The organism is Paenibacillus sp. BIC5C1, assembly GCF_032399705.1.
GTDB lineage: Bacteria > Bacillota > Bacilli > Paenibacillales > Paenibacillaceae > Paenibacillus > Paenibacillus taichungensis_A.
The window spans coordinates 854,756-870,570 of record NZ_CP135922.1 but is presented as its reverse complement, the minus strand read 5'-3'; the positions used below and the strand labels follow the sequence as shown (position 1 = coordinate 870,570).

The following is a 15,815-nucleotide window of genomic DNA, read 5'->3' as shown; positions in this document are numbered from 1 at the left end:
CACTGCATGTGGCAGGTCGTTTCGGAACCCATGGAATCTGTAGATTACGGTATCTACATTTAACCCCCCGCCGTGCATTAGATATAAACTAGCAGAATTACCCCCGTCTAGATAAATAGACGGGGGTAATCTTTTTAATCAGCTTGTTCAATTCAATTTACAATTACATGTTCCAGATGCGGTACAGAATCACCGCTGCTTCAGCACGGGTCAATGGTTCGCCTGGCGCAATTTTGCCATCTTTGCCGTTGACGATTCCGCTTCCTACGAGGGAAGTTACACTATCCATCGCGTAAGTGGAAATGCTTGCAGCATCGGAATAAGGAGCCAGATTTCCGTTACCGGCAGATTGCTTACCTGCTGCCTTTAATGCTTTCGCCGTAAGAACCATCATATCTTGACGGGAAATCTTGTTGCCTGGCTTGAATGTGTTGTCTTCGAATCCAGAGGCAATTCCAAGTTCTTTGGCAATGGCCACAGCCTGTGCATAGTGAGCAGTTGGCTGTACATCGCTGAAGGCTGCCGTGTTCGTGCCCGGACCTTTCAACTCAAGTGCTCTGACAAGCAAGGTGATAAAGTCGGCTCTCGTGATAGAAGCTGCAGGAGCGAAGCTGTCATCAGAGATTCCTTTAATAATATCGCGTGCAGCCATCCCTTCGACTGCTTGTTTTGCCCACAGGACATTTTGCACATCGGCAAAGGTCTTGGTTACGTAGGCTACTGCATAAGTGCTGAAATGAGTTGTTTTGAACACCATCGAACCGGTTTTAGCATCATAGCGTCCGCTTGGAACGGCTGTTGCATGGCCTTGATTGTCAATGTACAGAATCACGATTTGATGTGCATTGACAAGCTCCTGTGCAGCAGGCGTGTACGGAACAGATACCGTTACAGGCGCCGCAGGATTGTTCCAGGCAATTAGTCGGTCACCAGCTTTTACGCTTAGATCGATCACCGGACGGCTGCCCACAATAGCGCGAACATCTGCGCCCAGAAGATCTGCTGAGACTTTGTTAATCTGAATAGAGACTTGATCGGCTTGCTCCGTAATATTAGAAAGCATATTGGACGGAATTCGAAGTGTTGCATTCTCCGTCTTAAGCACAAACTCAACATTATTGTTGCTTTGCAGGATGGAAGTCGGCATCTGCACCACATAGGATTGGGCATTGGCCTGCTTCGGCACTTCTATAGTAACCAGCTTCTTGCCATTTGCACCTGGAGAAGCTTTTTCAATCGCTTTATTCAGGCTGTCGCTTGAAATGGTTGCTGTGGCTGTTCCATTTTCGACTTTAATTACCGGCACAATCGCCGAATCGCTGCCTGGAAGCTGTGGTTGAGGTTGCGGAGTAGTCCCGGAATTTGATCCGCCACTGCTACCACCATTGTTCCCCCCGCTGTTATTACCGCCACCGTTGTTGCCACCAGAAGAAGGTTTGCCAATCAGCGTCAATTCACCGAATACGGACGTATCCTGGTAACCCTGACCAGATGGATCATTCCATGCATTCACGCTGATTCTGTTGCCGTCTTTCGCATCATTAATCTGCGCATCAAAACCAATTTTGGCATTGTTCGCAGGCTTAACCTTTTTGAACGGAATCTTCATTTCAACGGTGTAGTTGGTACCGGAAACAGTGACTTTGGATTCGAAGCCTGCAGCGATTTCCGCAGGATTAAAGGAAGCTGCGTTTTCAAAGTTCACTCTGTATTGTCCATCATCATCTTGGAAGCTGGACGTTTTGCCGTTATTTTCATCGACGAATACTTCAACGGAATCCTGCTCCCATGCATTCGGGTTGGACTTGTTCAGTTGATCATCTCTGACCTGAACCAACACATACAGATTGTCGTCATCCCACAGTGCTTTTGCTGTTCCTGTCGCACCTGACCATGCCATTTGCTTCGTATCCAGTTTCATTTCAGGAGCTTGGCTCCATACACTGTCTACAGAGCCATCAATAGTTGGTGTCCCATAGTGCGCGCTTGATTTCTTGTATTCAAGGGCTTCGGGTGGATTTTCCAACATGTACTTTTGCGGATCAACTACCGCGTAGAACGCCTTTTTTGCTTGAAAATTCTTGTCAAACAAGGTTGGATTCTGCTCGGCTCTCCAGCTCGTGCTGTCATTCAATCCCCAGAAGGTCACACGTGGAATATGCGCACTGTTCTTCTTATAGAGATCCATTAATTGAGCATACAGATAGGCCTGCTGCTTTGCTTCTTTTTCAGTAATTGTAGAATTGGTGCCTGCCATAATGTCCAACTCGGTGACACTGACTTCTACTCCCAAGGAAATAAAACGCTCGAGCGACATCTTGACATTGTCCAATCTCGTACCCAAATTATAGTGGGCTTGCATGCCGATGCCATCAATCAGTTTCTCGCCATGGTGATCTGCGGCGTACTTCTCATTGATCTCTTTCACCATGCTGTAGATGGCTGTAGATTTGTTCTGGTTGTCATCATTGTAATCATTGTAGTAAAGCTTGATATCCCAGCCATTTTCATCAATGACTTCTTTTGCCGCAAGGAATGCCTCCTCTATAAATTCAGGGCCGATGGCTTGTAACCAGCCTGAATTACGCAATGCATTTTTCCAGTCTTCCGGATTAGCCGGGTTATCGTTCATCGCTTCATTGACAACATCCCAGGAAATAACTTGGTCACCGAAGTGCTCAACAACCGTTTTAACATGTGTTTTTAGATTCGTCAGAGCTGCTTCACGGCTCAATGGTTTACCACTCTCTGCCGTATAAAGCCATGTTGGTGACTGCGCATGCCATACAAGCACGTGACCGTGCAAATCAAGGCCTGCATCCTTTACTCTTTGGACAAGAGCATCTTCTGCGGTGAAATCAAATTGTCTGTCCGCGTTATATGCATAATCCGGCTTCATGTCATTCTCAAACGTGACGACATTGTGATGTTTCTTCAGAAGCTTGAGCCGTGTCTCGTCAAAGGTAGACGGATTAAGAATGTTCCCAATCAGGAAATCATCCTCGTAAATATCCTTGAGATTAGGAAGATTTTCTTGGATCGGAGGTGCAGCAGCTACGGGTCCCACATATTTTAGAGTAAAGTCATCCAAGAAGAAGGTACGGTTGCCGCCGTCATTGTTTGCTGTTTCAATGTAAGCATTAAGCACGCTTGGAGTAGTGGTGAGCGTATACTTACCCGTTAAGTGAACCCAATCCTGATCGGTAACGGTTGCATTTGATGAAACGTTCGCAAAGCCGCTGTCTGCATATTGAACACTAATACGAAGGGTTGTAGGTGCTTCGCCAGGAGCCATTTTCACCCAAGCAGAGAGCTCGTATTCATGATTCTTTGCCATTTTGCCTGTAGCATCAACCAAGGCTGCATCATATTGTGTCGTAGCCGTCACAAGCAAGCTTTGCTTGCCGCCAGATGTATGATTATCGTCTTCGGAAAGAACTACCGTTTCACGGCCATTTCGTGCTTTGAATCCATCCAGACCATTCTCAAAGTCTGCAAAGATGCCCGTTTTATCTACATTTTCCGGCGCGGTTTGATCAGGGGTTACATCGGTGATGATGACTTCATCAATATAAATATCCGAGGTTAACGTATTGTCCGATGGTTCAACATAGATGATGACCTCATTCGTTTTAGAAGGAACTTCATAGCTTTTGGTTTCAAATAGCGTCCATTCGGAAGCAGTTACATTTTTATTCCCTATAATCCAAGGATACTTCTGACCATCCGGCAATATTTCAGAATCTATCTTGGAAGCCAGATGGAACTGACCTTCACCTGAACCGAGTCTAACCTTGAGAGAAATATCATATTTACGGTCGGATTTCATCTTGCCTGTAAGTACGAGGGCAGGAACGGCCTTCTCATCGGCCCGGTTGAAGAATTTCAGAGATTTCGTGCCTTCGGAGGCTAAGTTACCAACGACCGCAGTTTCGCCGTTTGATCCCCAAGACAGCTTGCCCCAGCCTCCAGTATTTCCATCTTCAAAGCTTTGGTTAAGGACTACCGTGGGTTCGACAGGTGTTACTGTCTGGGTGATCGTGATATTCCCAATATAGAAAGAGACACCCTTACCTGCTTCATCAGACTTGATTCGCAGAGCTGTCTTCTCCACACTGGTTACGGAGAGAGCGGCGGATAGCGTAATGCCTTGTCCTGCTTTAAAGTCAGCAGAGCTAATTCCAGTGTATCCTTCTGAGCCAGCAACGCCCTTATTAGATACAATCTCCAGAATGGCTTTCCCAGCTGCAGGTGGGTTAGCATCAGTATCTACATAAACGGAAGCAGTTACAGAATACTCTTTGCCAACGGACAAACCAAGGTCATCAAAAGCGAGGTCCACGCCATCCCAGTTATTAGATCGGTTACTAACTTTTAAAGCTACTCCATCATCATTGCCTTCAAACGCCTTGCCTGTTACAGTGCTCAGCTGGGCACCACCTGATTGAGTCACCTTGCCTTGACCATTCTGGAATGTTTCCTGATACACAATTTGTGAATTAGATGCCGCTAGATCCGCAGCGCTAACTGCCGGAGCTATCAAGCCGCCCGGAAGAAGCAGAGCCGCTGCGAGTAACCCGGAAACGACCTGCTTAAATGATTTCCTCATTTCGAAGCATTCCCCCCACACAAAATTTTTTTATAAAACATATAAAGCGCTTACATAAATTGCTTTAGCCAACCTCCTTTCACCCCAGATAATACCACTTCATGGAAGAGAATTCTTACTCCAAATTAAAGAGGAATCTTAGTTTTTTACAGAACTCTTCCAAGTCTGATAATTGTACGGACATGCTCTTCTTTCCGATGATCAGGTCGCGGCAATAAATTCGATAAGCTATATAAGCTGAAACGGTGTTCATTACTCGTCACGAAATTGTTATGTTCAATATCATGATAAATCTCTATCAAATACATAAAATCCACAGTCATGCATTTCCGTGAACGATGCTTGATATATCAGTTTAAGTACTGGATAATACCATTAATATACAGACAGTCACTTTTGCGGATTAAGGGGGAACATACAATGCAGGAATTTATATTTAAGAAGGATTATAGAAACAATGAAACACTTCGAACAAGTTTCTTCGAACTTGCTGCTAACACTTTTGATATAAAATTTGAAAATTGGTACCAACAAGGATTTTGGGGAGAACGATATATACCTTTTTCATTTGTAGATGGAGACCAGGTTATTGCCAACGCTTCTGTTAACATCCTTGAACTCATCATTCATGGGGAAAAGAAAAAAGCAATTCAAATCGGAACGGTGATGACACATCCCGATTATCGAGGGAAAGGACTATCCACTCGTTTAATGAACAAGATTTTAGAGGAATACGACAACAAGTACGACCTCATGTACCTTTTTGCCAATGAATCGGTGCTTGATTTTTACCCCAAGTTTGGGTTTAAGCCTGTGGAAGAACATCTTTTTTCAATGGATTATAAGGCAAAAAAATCACCCGAGCCTGAGAACCTTCGAAAACTCGATGTTACTAACGCTGAGGATTTACGCCTTATCCTTCAATTTGCATCCCAAAGGCTGCCTGTTTCGCAACATTTCGGAACCGCCCAGACTCAAGGCATACTCATGTTTTACTGCCTGAATGTGTTCAGTAACGATATTTATCACTTGGAAAATGAAAACGTCATCCTTATTTATCAGAAGGAAGACAATAATATTGACCTCTTCGATGTTATTTGTTTAAACGAAATCCATATGACAGATATTTTACATCAGATTGCAGATGAGGATACGGAGAAAATAACCCTCCATTTCACACCAGATGCAACAGAACATCTCGTTCTAAAAAGTACCATCACCAATGACGGTTTATTTGTAAGAACCCCTGGTGATCATCTCTACCCTGTGCAAGTTAAACATCCGATTACTTCGATCGCTTAAAGACTTATGTAATAATGCCTACCACCAGCCTTACTTAAAAAAGATCAAAAAGGAGCAGGATTCCCCCTGCTCCTTCGCAATGTGAAACTTCTTTCTCTCATCAAACGTAAATTCACAAGGTATAATGAAGTCAGATGACCATTCGGCATGATCTTATGACCATCATAATGAAGGAGGGGGACATTCGTGGCTTTTATCCCGTTAAACTGTCCCAACTGCAACGGAAGAATTGAATACAAAGAGGGTGAGATTTTAAAGTGTCCCTATTGTGAAACAGAGCTCTTATTGAAGCAAAATAATGTCTATTACGTAGACCAGACCATTAATCATTACCACGGAACGCCCCCTAAAGCACCGCTGAAGCAGGCTGTCTCCGTAAAGCTAATGCTGATGCTAATGTTAGTCCTAACTGGCGCCATCGGTACTTATTTTTATTATAGCAACAACTCCACCTATCCAAAAACAGAAGCCAATCTGCCTGTGCGAAAGATGCCCGAAAGCGAGGTTCTGCTCTCATTTTTGCGAGATATCTTCGATAAAGGCTCTGCCCTGCCTACCGAGGAGGAATTGGCTCGTCTTCGCTATTTAACCGTAGAGCATTCGGAGAATGATCAGTGGAAGTTTACATATAGCCTCTCCGATCCCTTCAGCGATGAACAGGCCGAGAAGATTACTTATGTTACTCAGGACAAGAAACTGAATACTCAGGAGATCGATCAGCGAGATTTTGAAGCCTTTACGGGACTGACGGCATTGGACCTGACGAATACCTATGAAATCTCCCAGTCGAACCAAACCACGTTTGCTCATATGCCCGGATTAAAAAGTTATGGAGGCGCTTTTAACGAATCTTTCAGCACGTTTTCCGGCTACTTTGGCGACAAGTCCAAAGTTTCGGAGCTTTCCACTCAGCTTCGCAGCAATCAGGAATTGGCCCTGCTGCTGGAATTCCCTAATCTGAACTCGTTATCCATTACCTATGTGGATGAGTCCGTAACGGATTTCTTTCTGTTGAACAAACTGCCGCTCAAGTCCCTGTCGCTCACCTATATCAATGAACTGGGATGGTTGTCGTCTATGACCGGGCTGACCTCCCTGTCCATCGATTACAGTGAAGCCACAGACCTGCAGCCGCTGTACTCCTTAACTCAGCTTCAAGAGCTCCGGCTTTCTTATTTAACCAACGTAAAGTCCATCGACTTTGTGCAAAATATGCCTGCTCTACAAACGTTAGATATTGAAAATGTAAACTTCTCCAGTCTGGAGCATCTGACCGACAAGACTTCCATCACGAAACTACGCCTGGCTTCTTTAAGCAAGCTCAGCTCGGTCAAACCCATCAATAGCCTATCCTCTTTGCGGGAATTAACGTTATCCGGCTACTACGAGAATGAAGAAGCGCTGACATTGCCAAATGTTATGCGGGTGGAAATCCCAGGCTCCTTTCTCCCGGGGCTAAAGGCGCCCGCCGCAACCAGCCTGACGCTCCGGGGCGGAAGTGGAGAGTTGAATTTGGCGGCGCTTGGGAAATTCCCGAGACTTAAGCAGCTTTCCCTCTGGGAGATCAGTGAAATAACCCGCCTTCCCGCCCTGGACGGCTTGTCTCGCCTAGAGGCCCTAAGCATTTACGACTCGTCACTATATAAGGAGAGCGATGCTTTATTTCGTTTGAAGCAGGTCAAATCTCTGATGTGCTCCGAGTGCAGGCTGGATTTTGAACAAAAAGCGGCCGCGGAGAACAACGTGCTTGAACAATTGACCTTAGAGCAGCCATATTTCAGCATAAACAATACCTCTGTTACTGAAGTTGACCAAATGATGTCTTACTTTGGCAAAATGTCCGCTCTACGTTCCTTCACTCTGCAAGACAGCAATTTGGCTTCTCTCGAATTTATGAGTAACTGGCAGGCCGTAGAAGAGCTTCATCTCGAGAACAATGCCATTTCCAATATCGAGACCCTAAGCCAGCTGCCTAATCTTCAAAAGGTATATCTATCCGGTAATTTCGTACAAAACAAATCCGTGCTTGGTACGGGTGTGCATGTGTATTAATTAAACTTACTCCAGAATTACTCACAAATTAATGAATGGTATTGAAACAAAGACAAGAAGGGGTTCGAGAATCATGAATAAATTCTCGAACCCCTTCTGTTTTTGTTTAGCTTCTAACCAACATCGCCACTGACTCCACGTGGACCGTGTGCGGGAACATATCCACCGGCGTTACCTCAACCGTCCGATAGCCGCCATCCTCCAGTACACGCAGGTCGCGTGCCAAGGTGCTCGGATTACAGCTCACATACACCACTCGCTCCGGCTTCATTTCCAGAATCGTATCCAGCAAACGTGGATCGCAACCTTTACGCGGTGGATCTACGACGATGACGTCGGCTTCGATGCCTTGCTCTTTCCAAAGAGGGATGACATCTTCCGATGCACCGACTTCGAACTTCACGTTCTTTATCTCATTCAGCAGCGCATTGCTACGCGCATCCTCGATCGCTTCGGGCACAATCTCAACCCCGTACACCTGATCCGCATGTTGCGCAAGGAAAAGAGAAATCGTACCGATGCCGCAATAGGCGTCAATTACCGTCTCTTTACCGCTCAGTCCTGCGTACTCTACCGTCTTCCCATAAAGTACTTCTGTCTGCACCGGATTCACCTGATAGAACGAACGGGCCGAGATGGCAAACTGCACATCACCGATATAATCATAGATTACATCACGGCCCCACAGGACGCGGGTTTCATCGCCAAAGATGACGTTGGTCTGTTTCTTGTTCACGTTCTGGCAAATGCTTGCCACATGCGGGATCGCTTCACGGATACTTCCAATCCAATCTTCCTTGTAGGGGATGTCGCGGCCATTCGTGACGAGAACGAGCATCATCTCACCTGTACGAAATGCCTTCTTCACAACCACATGACGCAGCAAACCGCGGCCTGTCTCTTCGTTATATGCACTAATCCCGAAATGGCTACCGATCTCCTTAACCTTCGCAACCACTTCGTCATTGTGCTCATGCTGAATAAGGCAGGTGTCCATGTCGATGATCCGGTGACTTCCTTTAGCGTAAAAACCACCTACCAGACCACCCTCGGCTGCACCGATAGGCACCTGTGCCTTGTTGCGATAGCGCCACGGCTCGTCCATACCCATGGTAGGCAGCACACGAATGCCCTGTTGCTCGGCACCTTCTTCATCCTCCACCAACACATTCAGCTTACCGATCCGCTGCAAATTATCCACTACGAGCTGGCGTTTCCAGGCAAGCTGTCCGGCGTAACTCATATGCTGGATTTGGCATCCGCCGCACTGATCGTAGATCGGGCAAGGCGCGGAGACACGATCCGGGCTGGCCTTCACGATCTCCAACAGTTTGGCGTAGCCGTACTGCTTTTTGGTCTTCATCACGCGTACGCGGACGGTTTCACCCGGGAGCGCGCCCTGCACGAACAACGTGTATCCATTGGCACGGCCGACACCTTCACCGTCATGGTTCATACCGATGATGTCGATGACAGTCTCTTCATTTTTGCTGACAGGAAGTCCTTCGATTGATGCAGATTCACGTTCCCGTCCCTTCGGACGAACGGCAGAAAGAGATGCGCCTTGTAGCCGCACCTCTTTCCCTTGCTGACGTGTAGATGGACGAGATGATTTGCTCGGCTGACGGGATGCTGAAGCATTCCCTTGCCCCTGAGAGGCAGCCGAATTCCGGCGGTTTTTTCCACGACCGCTGCGGTTCGTATTAGACAACGTACATTCACTTCTTTCTTCATATATGTTCATCCCTTGTGCAAGGGAAATTCCATTCATTTTCAGGCACCATGAGATTATACGTGATCCCACTGCACACAGCAACAGGAAATCACATTTTCTCCCCGATCCATACTACGCTTAACGATACAACATCAGGTGATGACGCAGATTCTTGAATGTCGCAGGCAATGTGCCGCCCAACTCGCCATCCAAATTCAACTGAACATAGCCCGGCGATGTTACTTCCATATAATCCGTTTGGAAATGAACAACTTTCTTGTCATTCAGATGTTCACCACGCAGCGCAAGGGTTACGAGGCGAATCATGTCAGCCAGATTACATTTGCGCACACCAATTACATCGAACAAGCCATCATCAATGGTCGCACCCGGAGCCAGCTTCTCGAAGCCCCCGACAGAATTCGTATTGGCAATGAGGAACAGCATGAATTCATCATGAATTTCTTCCTGACCCGCGGCACGGATAACCAGCTCCTGAGGAGACAGGCTCGCCATTTTCTCAATACCCTTCATATAGTAGGCGAGCTGCCCAATCATCGTTTTCAGACGGCTTGGCACCTCATAGGTCAGTTCGGTTAACGAACCCCCGCCTGCGATATTGATAAAATATTTATCATTCGCCTTGCCCAGATCGAGCGGACGAAGCTGCTGGTTAATGACCAGATCCACGTAATCTTCCCACTGTCTCGGAATACCCAGCGCACGCGCAAAATCATTCGTCGTTCCCAAAGGAAATACACCCAGTGGAGGACGATTCTCCCGCTCGGCCATACCGTTAATGACCTCATATAACGTACCGTCGCCACCAGCGGCAATAATCATGTCATATCCGCGTTCGATCGCCAGCTCCGCTTCCCGGGTTGCATCTCCCTCACCCGTTGTTGCGTGACACGAGGCTTCAATACCACCTTGATCCAAACGCTGCAAAATATCTGCCAGACGTTTCTTCATTTCTTCCCGGCCTGAGGTCGGATTATATATCAAGCGAGCTTTTTTCATCTCATACGCCACCTATTCCACATTATCCATGAGTCTGAACGACCTCATATTCTTACTATCTGAGAGTGACCGTAGTCGGGTATCATTTTACACAATGACTCACGTCCGTTAATCCTGCCCCAACACTTTTTCTCTACTTATATATATGCATAAGGAATTCCGTCTCATTCCAAAGCCTTTATGTACTATCATATCATCAAATGTGAAGATGTCCTAGCCTGTGATGCATAAGTAATTATTTTCATATCGATTATAGCGAAATTTACATTTGGATAACAATAACGATACATCCTAGAGAATTACCTCGTTCCAGCAATGGCCATACAATGGAGTTTAAGCTCTCTGTTCACTTCCGAACTTGTCTATCCTTTACAAAATAAACCTCTGGCACTCCTCTTGAATCTAATCCTATGAATTTGCTGTCATTTATAACCATCCATAACCATTCTGCCCGCTTGGGCCGTAAATAGTCTTATCCCCTCTCAAATCATGAGGACAACCATATCCTGCAAAAAATTAACAAAAACTAGAACGAGATGACAAATAAAATGAAACCTTTTTCAATATAGTCTTAGTGCATCCTTAACATATTCCAATATCCTACCCATGAAGGAGATCACCGAATGAAAAAACTTGTATTATTGCTTTTGGTTTCGCTCTTGGCCTGTATTCCCTTTGTCACAGCCGTTGAAGCGGCGGTCATTAACCATGATCAGGTTGTCGGATTCCAGGAAGCAACTCCCGTCACAGTCACGCAAATAGCAGCCAAGCGTTTCCAACCCTACTTAAAAGTCTACCATGGATGTGTTCCATTCCCCGCCGTGGATCAACAGGGCAATACCAATGCAGGCTTGCAAACCTCCGGTTCACCTAATGGAAATTGCAGCTCAAGTACAGGCCAAGTCTACTCCCGTTCGGCATGGCATAATGGCGTATGGGCGATTATGTACGCATGGTACTTCCCGAAAGACTCCCCTTCCTCCGGCCTCGGCCATCGTCATGACTGGGAAGGCATCGTAGTATGGGTAGACAATCCCGCAGCACAAAATCCTCAAATCCTCTCCATCGCCTATTCAGGACATGGGCAGTTCACGAATGTTGCACCAAGTAACACGAACCTAAACGGTACTAATCCTTTGATTAGTTACAATAGTACCTGGCCTCTAAATCATGAGCTTGGTGTGACTGGAACCGTGGGTGGAACGCAGCCTTTGATCGGCTGGGATGATCTGACGTCTGCGGCACGCAATGCTCTGAATACGACCGATTTTGGCAGTGCCAATGTTCCGTTGAACGATAGTAATTTTACGAACAATTTAAACAATGCCTGGTTTAGATAAAAAAAGTAAAAATCCCCTTCAAGTAGACCACAGAACTTGGAGGGGATTGTTTTTGCAACTACATTTAGTTTATAAGCCAATCTTTCTGCCCGCTCGGAGCTGTTTATACCAAAAATATACGGTGCAGCCCACACAGTAACCGAGCAATGCGGCACTTGCAGCCAGGAGAAGCATCGACGAGAAAATATAACCTGCTACCTGCCAACCAAGGCCGAATGAGACAAGTGCCAGCGTGAGAAACAATATGGCCAGAACATTGTTGAAGCGTTGCAGTTCCACTGCCTGTGTCTCTGTCCCTTTTCCCGTTAACACGGCCTTCCCAATCTGCACAAACAGATTAAGCTTGCCTCCAGATGCCAGACCGACAACTTGGATGATCCATAACGCTCCCAGAATTAACGGTTGATTGAACAGAAATGACAGAACAACAAATAGGACAATCCCAATCTGGTTTGCTTTGACATAGCGCATAGGCACTTCCCGCATCTGCATATCTCCTTATCCCCATTTTATTAGTTGGTTTAATTGTAGTCGGGATCGGGACTTTGAGCAATAGTCATCTCATTTGAGATCAGAATATTCTTTTTTGAGCACATCCCAATGAGGAGTAGGCGTGTTAGTAGCCTTTTTCCAATCGGTAAATGCATCATTTAAAGCCTCGATCTCCCCAAAGGAACCGGCAACCAGTTTATAGATCGGAAGCATACTGTAAATCTTCAACAGAAGATAAAACATCCGTTGATGTTTGCGAATCAGTTTGGCCTGAATCTCCGGTATAATTGTTATGCCCATAGCCTCAAGCACACTAAAGCCCTCATCCATCGCCCCAATCATATGCTGAATTTGCTTTCTGCTTCCTTCCAGCTTGATCATCTCACGCTTCTCATTAAAGCTCACCGCATTAAGCATCAGAATGGGCACAATATGGCTTTTCAGCCAGGCATCGATATCGTTCAGGTAATTCAATTTGTATTTCGTCTTCTCAAAAGCTTGATCCAGTATGGATTTAAAGGTAATCTCGCCGTCCAGCCCACCAATCACCATTTGCCCGCTTGCTCCACCAATGGATAACATACGGTCTTCCTGCCTCCGCCCGCCGCTGACCTGGAAACCAAAGGCGACCTTTTTCTCCACCTTGCTATTTTCCTCCAAAAAGATTTGCATGCTACGTGCATCTGCGTTATTGCCGACGATCACTATGTTTCTGCTCTGATTGGCAGCCAAAATAGGCAGCACCGATGGGAAATCGTTATACTTCATAACCACGAAAATAAGATCATAGTTATCGTTCACTTCCAACGTACGGGTTACCCGAACTGGATCTATGGTCGTTTTAAACTGAAACACATGACGAATGACAATACCATCCCTCTCCAGTTCCTCTGCCCGTTTCCCTCTAGCCAGAAGGGTAACGTTATTTCCCCCACGTACCAGAACCTGCGCCAACTGACTGCCCAGAACACCTGCGCCATATACTAATATATTCATTAGTTATCCCTCTATTTCAATTTTTATGGATATTCGTTGCTTTATCAACATTTGTTGATAAAATAAGAGTAACAAAGCAGGTGCAACGCTTCAATCGCTAAAATATCCGTTATTGTTGAATAATCAACGAATTGATCCATATTGTTGAATACATCAAAGGAGGAGCCATGGACAGACGAGTTGTCAAAACAAGAAAAGCCATAACCGATGCCTTTATCGGGTTGTTAGAAGAGCAGGATTTCGAGCAAATTACGATTAATGAGATTGCTGATCGGGCCAATGTGAACCGTGGTACCGTCTATTTGCACTACACGGACAAGTTTGATCTGTTGGATCAAAGCATTGAGACGTATTTGCAGCAACTGGTGGAGAGCTGTATGGTGGAGAGTCCTACAACGCCTATGACTGTTAGGGAGGCGTTGCTCCGAACCTTCCGTTACCTGGAGCAGCACGCCCCTGTTTATACCACGCTATTAACCCAAAAAGGGATTCCTGCCTTTCGAAACCGGCTGATGAAACTTCTGATCCAGGGAGTGGAAGAGCAGATTGATGCATGCGGTATTCACAAGGGAATCAACAGGGAAATCACTGTGCAATTTCTTGCCTGTGCTACCGCTGGCCTGTTGGAATGGTGGATCATGAATTCCATGCCTTATCCAGCCGAACAGATTGTTGAAGAATTGATGTCTTTGCTGGAGCTTCATCTGATTGTTCCCTCTTCGATAAAGATGACCGGACCAACACAAAAACGCCATCACGTGAAGTGATGACGTTTTTTTCTATTTGCAAGCTGGGGAGCCTGTCTCTTTTGGAATTGCCCCATTTAATCTTGAAAATCAGCATTTACCGATACTTCTTTCCATTCCTCGAATTTATTCAGTTGCTCTGTATATTTGTTCACCACGGTATGGTAAGCATCCGCTCCAAGCAACAAGCGAAGCGGAGGCTCTTCCAACTCAGCGATGCTAACAATTGCTTCTGCAGCTTTTTTGGGATCTCCGGGTTCTTTTCCGTGGTTTTCGGCATTTACAAACGGTGAGATGAGTTCCTCATACTCCTTAATCGCTGATTTTGTTTTAGCGGCTGAGCGTCCGGACCAATCAGTACGGAAGTTACTTGGCTCAACCAACGTTACATTGATTCTAAACGGCGCAACCTCTTGGGCCAGGCTTTCCGATATCCCTTCAACAGCATATTTAGTACCATTATAGTAACCCACGCCAGGAAATGAAGCTAACCCCCCAATGGAAGATATATTGATTATATGTCCCGAGGACTGGACTCTCATATAAGGTAAAACAGCATTAGTCATATGCATAAGACCCCAGAAGTTTATTTCAAACATTTTCCGAGTTTCGACTTCATCGGCTTCCTCTATGGAGCTAAAGTAACCAACTCCGGCATTATTGACAAGTACGTCAATTCGGCCAAACTTCTCTATCGTGGCATTCACTGTTTTTTCAATCTGATCAGGCTTGGTAACATCAAGCTCCATAGCCAGAACTTTATCCGTATTTCCACGGACAAGGTCAGTAATTGAATCCAGATTTCTTGCTGTGACAACAACATGATAACCTGCTTTAATCGTTGCTATTGCAAGTTCTCTGCCGAATCCAGTGGAACATCCAGTGATCACCCAAACGCTTGGTTTACTCATTACACTCTCTCCCTACGATTAAAATTTTCGATGCAAAAAAATTCTAATCCTTAGAGTATTGTCTAAGTCAAACTTCTGGATGTATCCGCTCCAACGCATTCATTTTTTGAATATTGTTTTGACTTAGAGTACACTCTAATCTCTACAATCATGAATATCTAATAACAAAGGTGGCTTATACATTGGGATATACAATTAGTCAGGTTGCAGATAGAACAGGATTAACCGCACATACATTACGCTTTTATGACAAGCAAGGCTTATTGCCCTTTGTTGATCGTAATCAGGCAGGTAACCGGGATTTCAAAGAAAGTGATTTTGAGTGGCTTGCAGTGATTACTTGTCTGAAAAAAAGTGGTATGCCCGTGAGAAAGATCAAAGAGTACGTCGATTGGAGCATAGAAGGAGACGCTACATTAAAGCAGCGTCTTGAAGTATTTGAAACACACAAAAACGTTGTTCTGGAGAAAATTGCTGAACTGGAAACGTATTTGGAGAAAATAGATTATAAGATTTGGTATTACAAAACAGCTATTGATTCTGGAACGACAGCGATTCATTCACAAAATAACTGTGTATGGACAGAAGAAGAGTCATTTCAAGAGTAACTGTTGCTAATATTACCTCGTCAGG

General features: G+C 45.4%; 11 protein-coding genes. 5 read left to right on the top strand and 6 right to left on the bottom strand.

Features of this window, described 5'->3' with window-relative positions:
- Nucleotides 1–163: 163 nt before the first annotated feature.
- Nucleotides 164–4,609 (bottom strand): endo-1,4-beta-xylanase, encoded by a 4,446-nt coding sequence (locus tag RS891_RS04080; RefSeq protein WP_315794500.1) that lies wholly within the window; start codon nucleotides 4,607–4,609, stop codon nucleotides 164–166.
- 420 nt (nucleotides 4,610–5,029) lie between these two features.
- On the opposite strand from RS891_RS04080, the gene RS891_RS04075 reads away from it, so the two are divergent.
- On the top strand, nucleotides 5,030–5,911 hold the full coding sequence (locus tag RS891_RS04075) for a GNAT family N-acetyltransferase (protein WP_315794499.1): 882 nt from the start codon (nucleotides 5,030–5,032) through the stop codon (nucleotides 5,909–5,911).
- 186 nt (nucleotides 5,912–6,097) lie between these two features.
- Nucleotides 6,098–7,963, top strand: a complete 1,866-nt coding sequence (locus tag RS891_RS04070) for a leucine-rich repeat domain-containing protein (RefSeq protein ID WP_315794498.1) — start codon at nucleotides 6,098–6,100, stop codon at nucleotides 7,961–7,963.
- Nucleotides 7,964–8,069: 106 nt separating this feature from the next.
- Here RS891_RS04070 and rlmD read toward each other — a convergent pair whose 3' ends face one another.
- Nucleotides 8,070–9,707 carry a 23S rRNA (uracil(1939)-C(5))-methyltransferase RlmD gene (gene rlmD / locus RS891_RS04065; protein WP_397386933.1) on the bottom strand — a complete coding sequence of 546 codons (1,638 nt, stop codon included), beginning with the start codon at nucleotides 9,705–9,707 and terminating at the stop codon, nucleotides 8,070–8,072.
- Nucleotides 9,708–9,815: 108 nt separating this feature from the next.
- Nucleotides 9,816–10,697 (bottom strand): diacylglycerol kinase, encoded by an 882-nt coding sequence (locus RS891_RS04060; RefSeq protein WP_063568189.1) that lies wholly within the window; start codon nucleotides 10,695–10,697, stop codon nucleotides 9,816–9,818.
- Nucleotides 10,698–11,320: 623 nt separating this feature from the next.
- Between RS891_RS04060 and RS891_RS04055 the strand changes: the two genes are divergently transcribed.
- A complete protein-coding gene (locus tag RS891_RS04055; RefSeq protein ID WP_113055611.1) occupies nucleotides 11,321–12,037 on the top strand; it encodes an NPP1 family protein in 717 nt (238 codons plus the stop codon).
- Nucleotides 12,038–12,106: 69 nt separating this feature from the next.
- Here RS891_RS04055 and RS891_RS04050 read toward each other — a convergent pair whose 3' ends face one another.
- Together RS891_RS04050 and RS891_RS04045 are read right to left on the bottom strand one after the other, a co-directional pair.
- Nucleotides 12,107–12,523, bottom strand: coding sequence for a DUF4395 domain-containing protein (locus tag RS891_RS04050; protein WP_113055610.1), 417 nt, complete (start codon nucleotides 12,521–12,523; stop codon nucleotides 12,107–12,109).
- A 75-nt stretch (nucleotides 12,524–12,598) separates the two neighbouring features.
- Nucleotides 12,599–13,525 carry a ketopantoate reductase family protein gene (locus tag RS891_RS04045; protein WP_113055609.1) on the bottom strand — a complete coding sequence of 309 codons (927 nt, stop codon included), beginning with the start codon at nucleotides 13,523–13,525 and terminating at the stop codon, nucleotides 12,599–12,601.
- Nucleotides 13,526–13,692: 167 nt separating this feature from the next.
- Between RS891_RS04045 and RS891_RS04040 the strand changes: the two genes are divergently transcribed.
- Nucleotides 13,693–14,292 (top strand): TetR/AcrR family transcriptional regulator, encoded by a 600-nt coding sequence (locus RS891_RS04040; RefSeq protein ID WP_113055608.1) that lies wholly within the window; start codon nucleotides 13,693–13,695, stop codon nucleotides 14,290–14,292.
- Between the two features lie 56 nt (nucleotides 14,293–14,348).
- Here the strand turns inward: RS891_RS04040 and RS891_RS04035 are convergent, their stop codons facing one another.
- Nucleotides 14,349–15,182: an oxidoreductase gene (locus tag RS891_RS04035; protein WP_315794496.1), complete on the bottom strand. Its 834-nt coding sequence runs from the start codon at nucleotides 15,180–15,182 to the stop codon at nucleotides 14,349–14,351.
- Between the two features lie 182 nt (nucleotides 15,183–15,364).
- Here RS891_RS04035 and RS891_RS04030 point away from each other — a divergent pair, with 182 nt between their 5' ends.
- Entirely contained in the window at nucleotides 15,365–15,790 is a 426-nt protein-coding gene (locus tag RS891_RS04030; RefSeq protein WP_113055606.1) for a MerR family transcriptional regulator, read from the top strand.
- Nucleotides 15,791–15,815 lie beyond the last annotated feature (25 nt).

Excerpts from the sequence above, each read along its gene's own strand:
- RS891_RS04040 (WP_113055608.1), top strand. The coding sequence starts at position 13,693 with ATGGACAGACGAGTTGTCAAAACAAGAAAAGCCATAACCGATGCCTTT.
- RS891_RS04050 (WP_113055610.1), bottom strand. The coding sequence starts at position 12,523 with ATGCGGGAAGTGCCTATGCGCTATGTCAAAGCAAACCAGATTGGGATT.
- RS891_RS04055 (WP_113055611.1), top strand. The coding sequence starts at position 11,321 with ATGAAAAAACTTGTATTATTGCTTTTGGTTTCGCTCTTGGCCTGTATT.
- rlmD (WP_397386933.1), bottom strand. The coding sequence starts at position 9,707 with ATGAACATATATGAAGAAAGAAGTGAATGTACGTTGTCTAATACGAAC.
- RS891_RS04035 (WP_315794496.1), bottom strand. The coding sequence starts at position 15,182 with ATGAGTAAACCAAGCGTTTGGGTGATCACTGGATGTTCCACTGGATTC.
- RS891_RS04060 (WP_063568189.1), bottom strand. The coding sequence starts at position 10,697 with ATGAAAAAAGCTCGCTTGATATATAATCCGACCTCAGGCCGGGAAGAA.
- RS891_RS04045 (WP_113055609.1), bottom strand. The coding sequence starts at position 13,525 with ATGAATATATTAGTATATGGCGCAGGTGTTCTGGGCAGTCAGTTGGCG.
- RS891_RS04080 (WP_315794500.1), bottom strand. The coding sequence starts at position 4,609 with ATGAGGAAATCATTTAAGCAGGTCGTTTCCGGGTTACTCGCAGCGGCT.
- RS891_RS04075 (WP_315794499.1), top strand. The coding sequence starts at position 5,030 with ATGCAGGAATTTATATTTAAGAAGGATTATAGAAACAATGAAACACTT.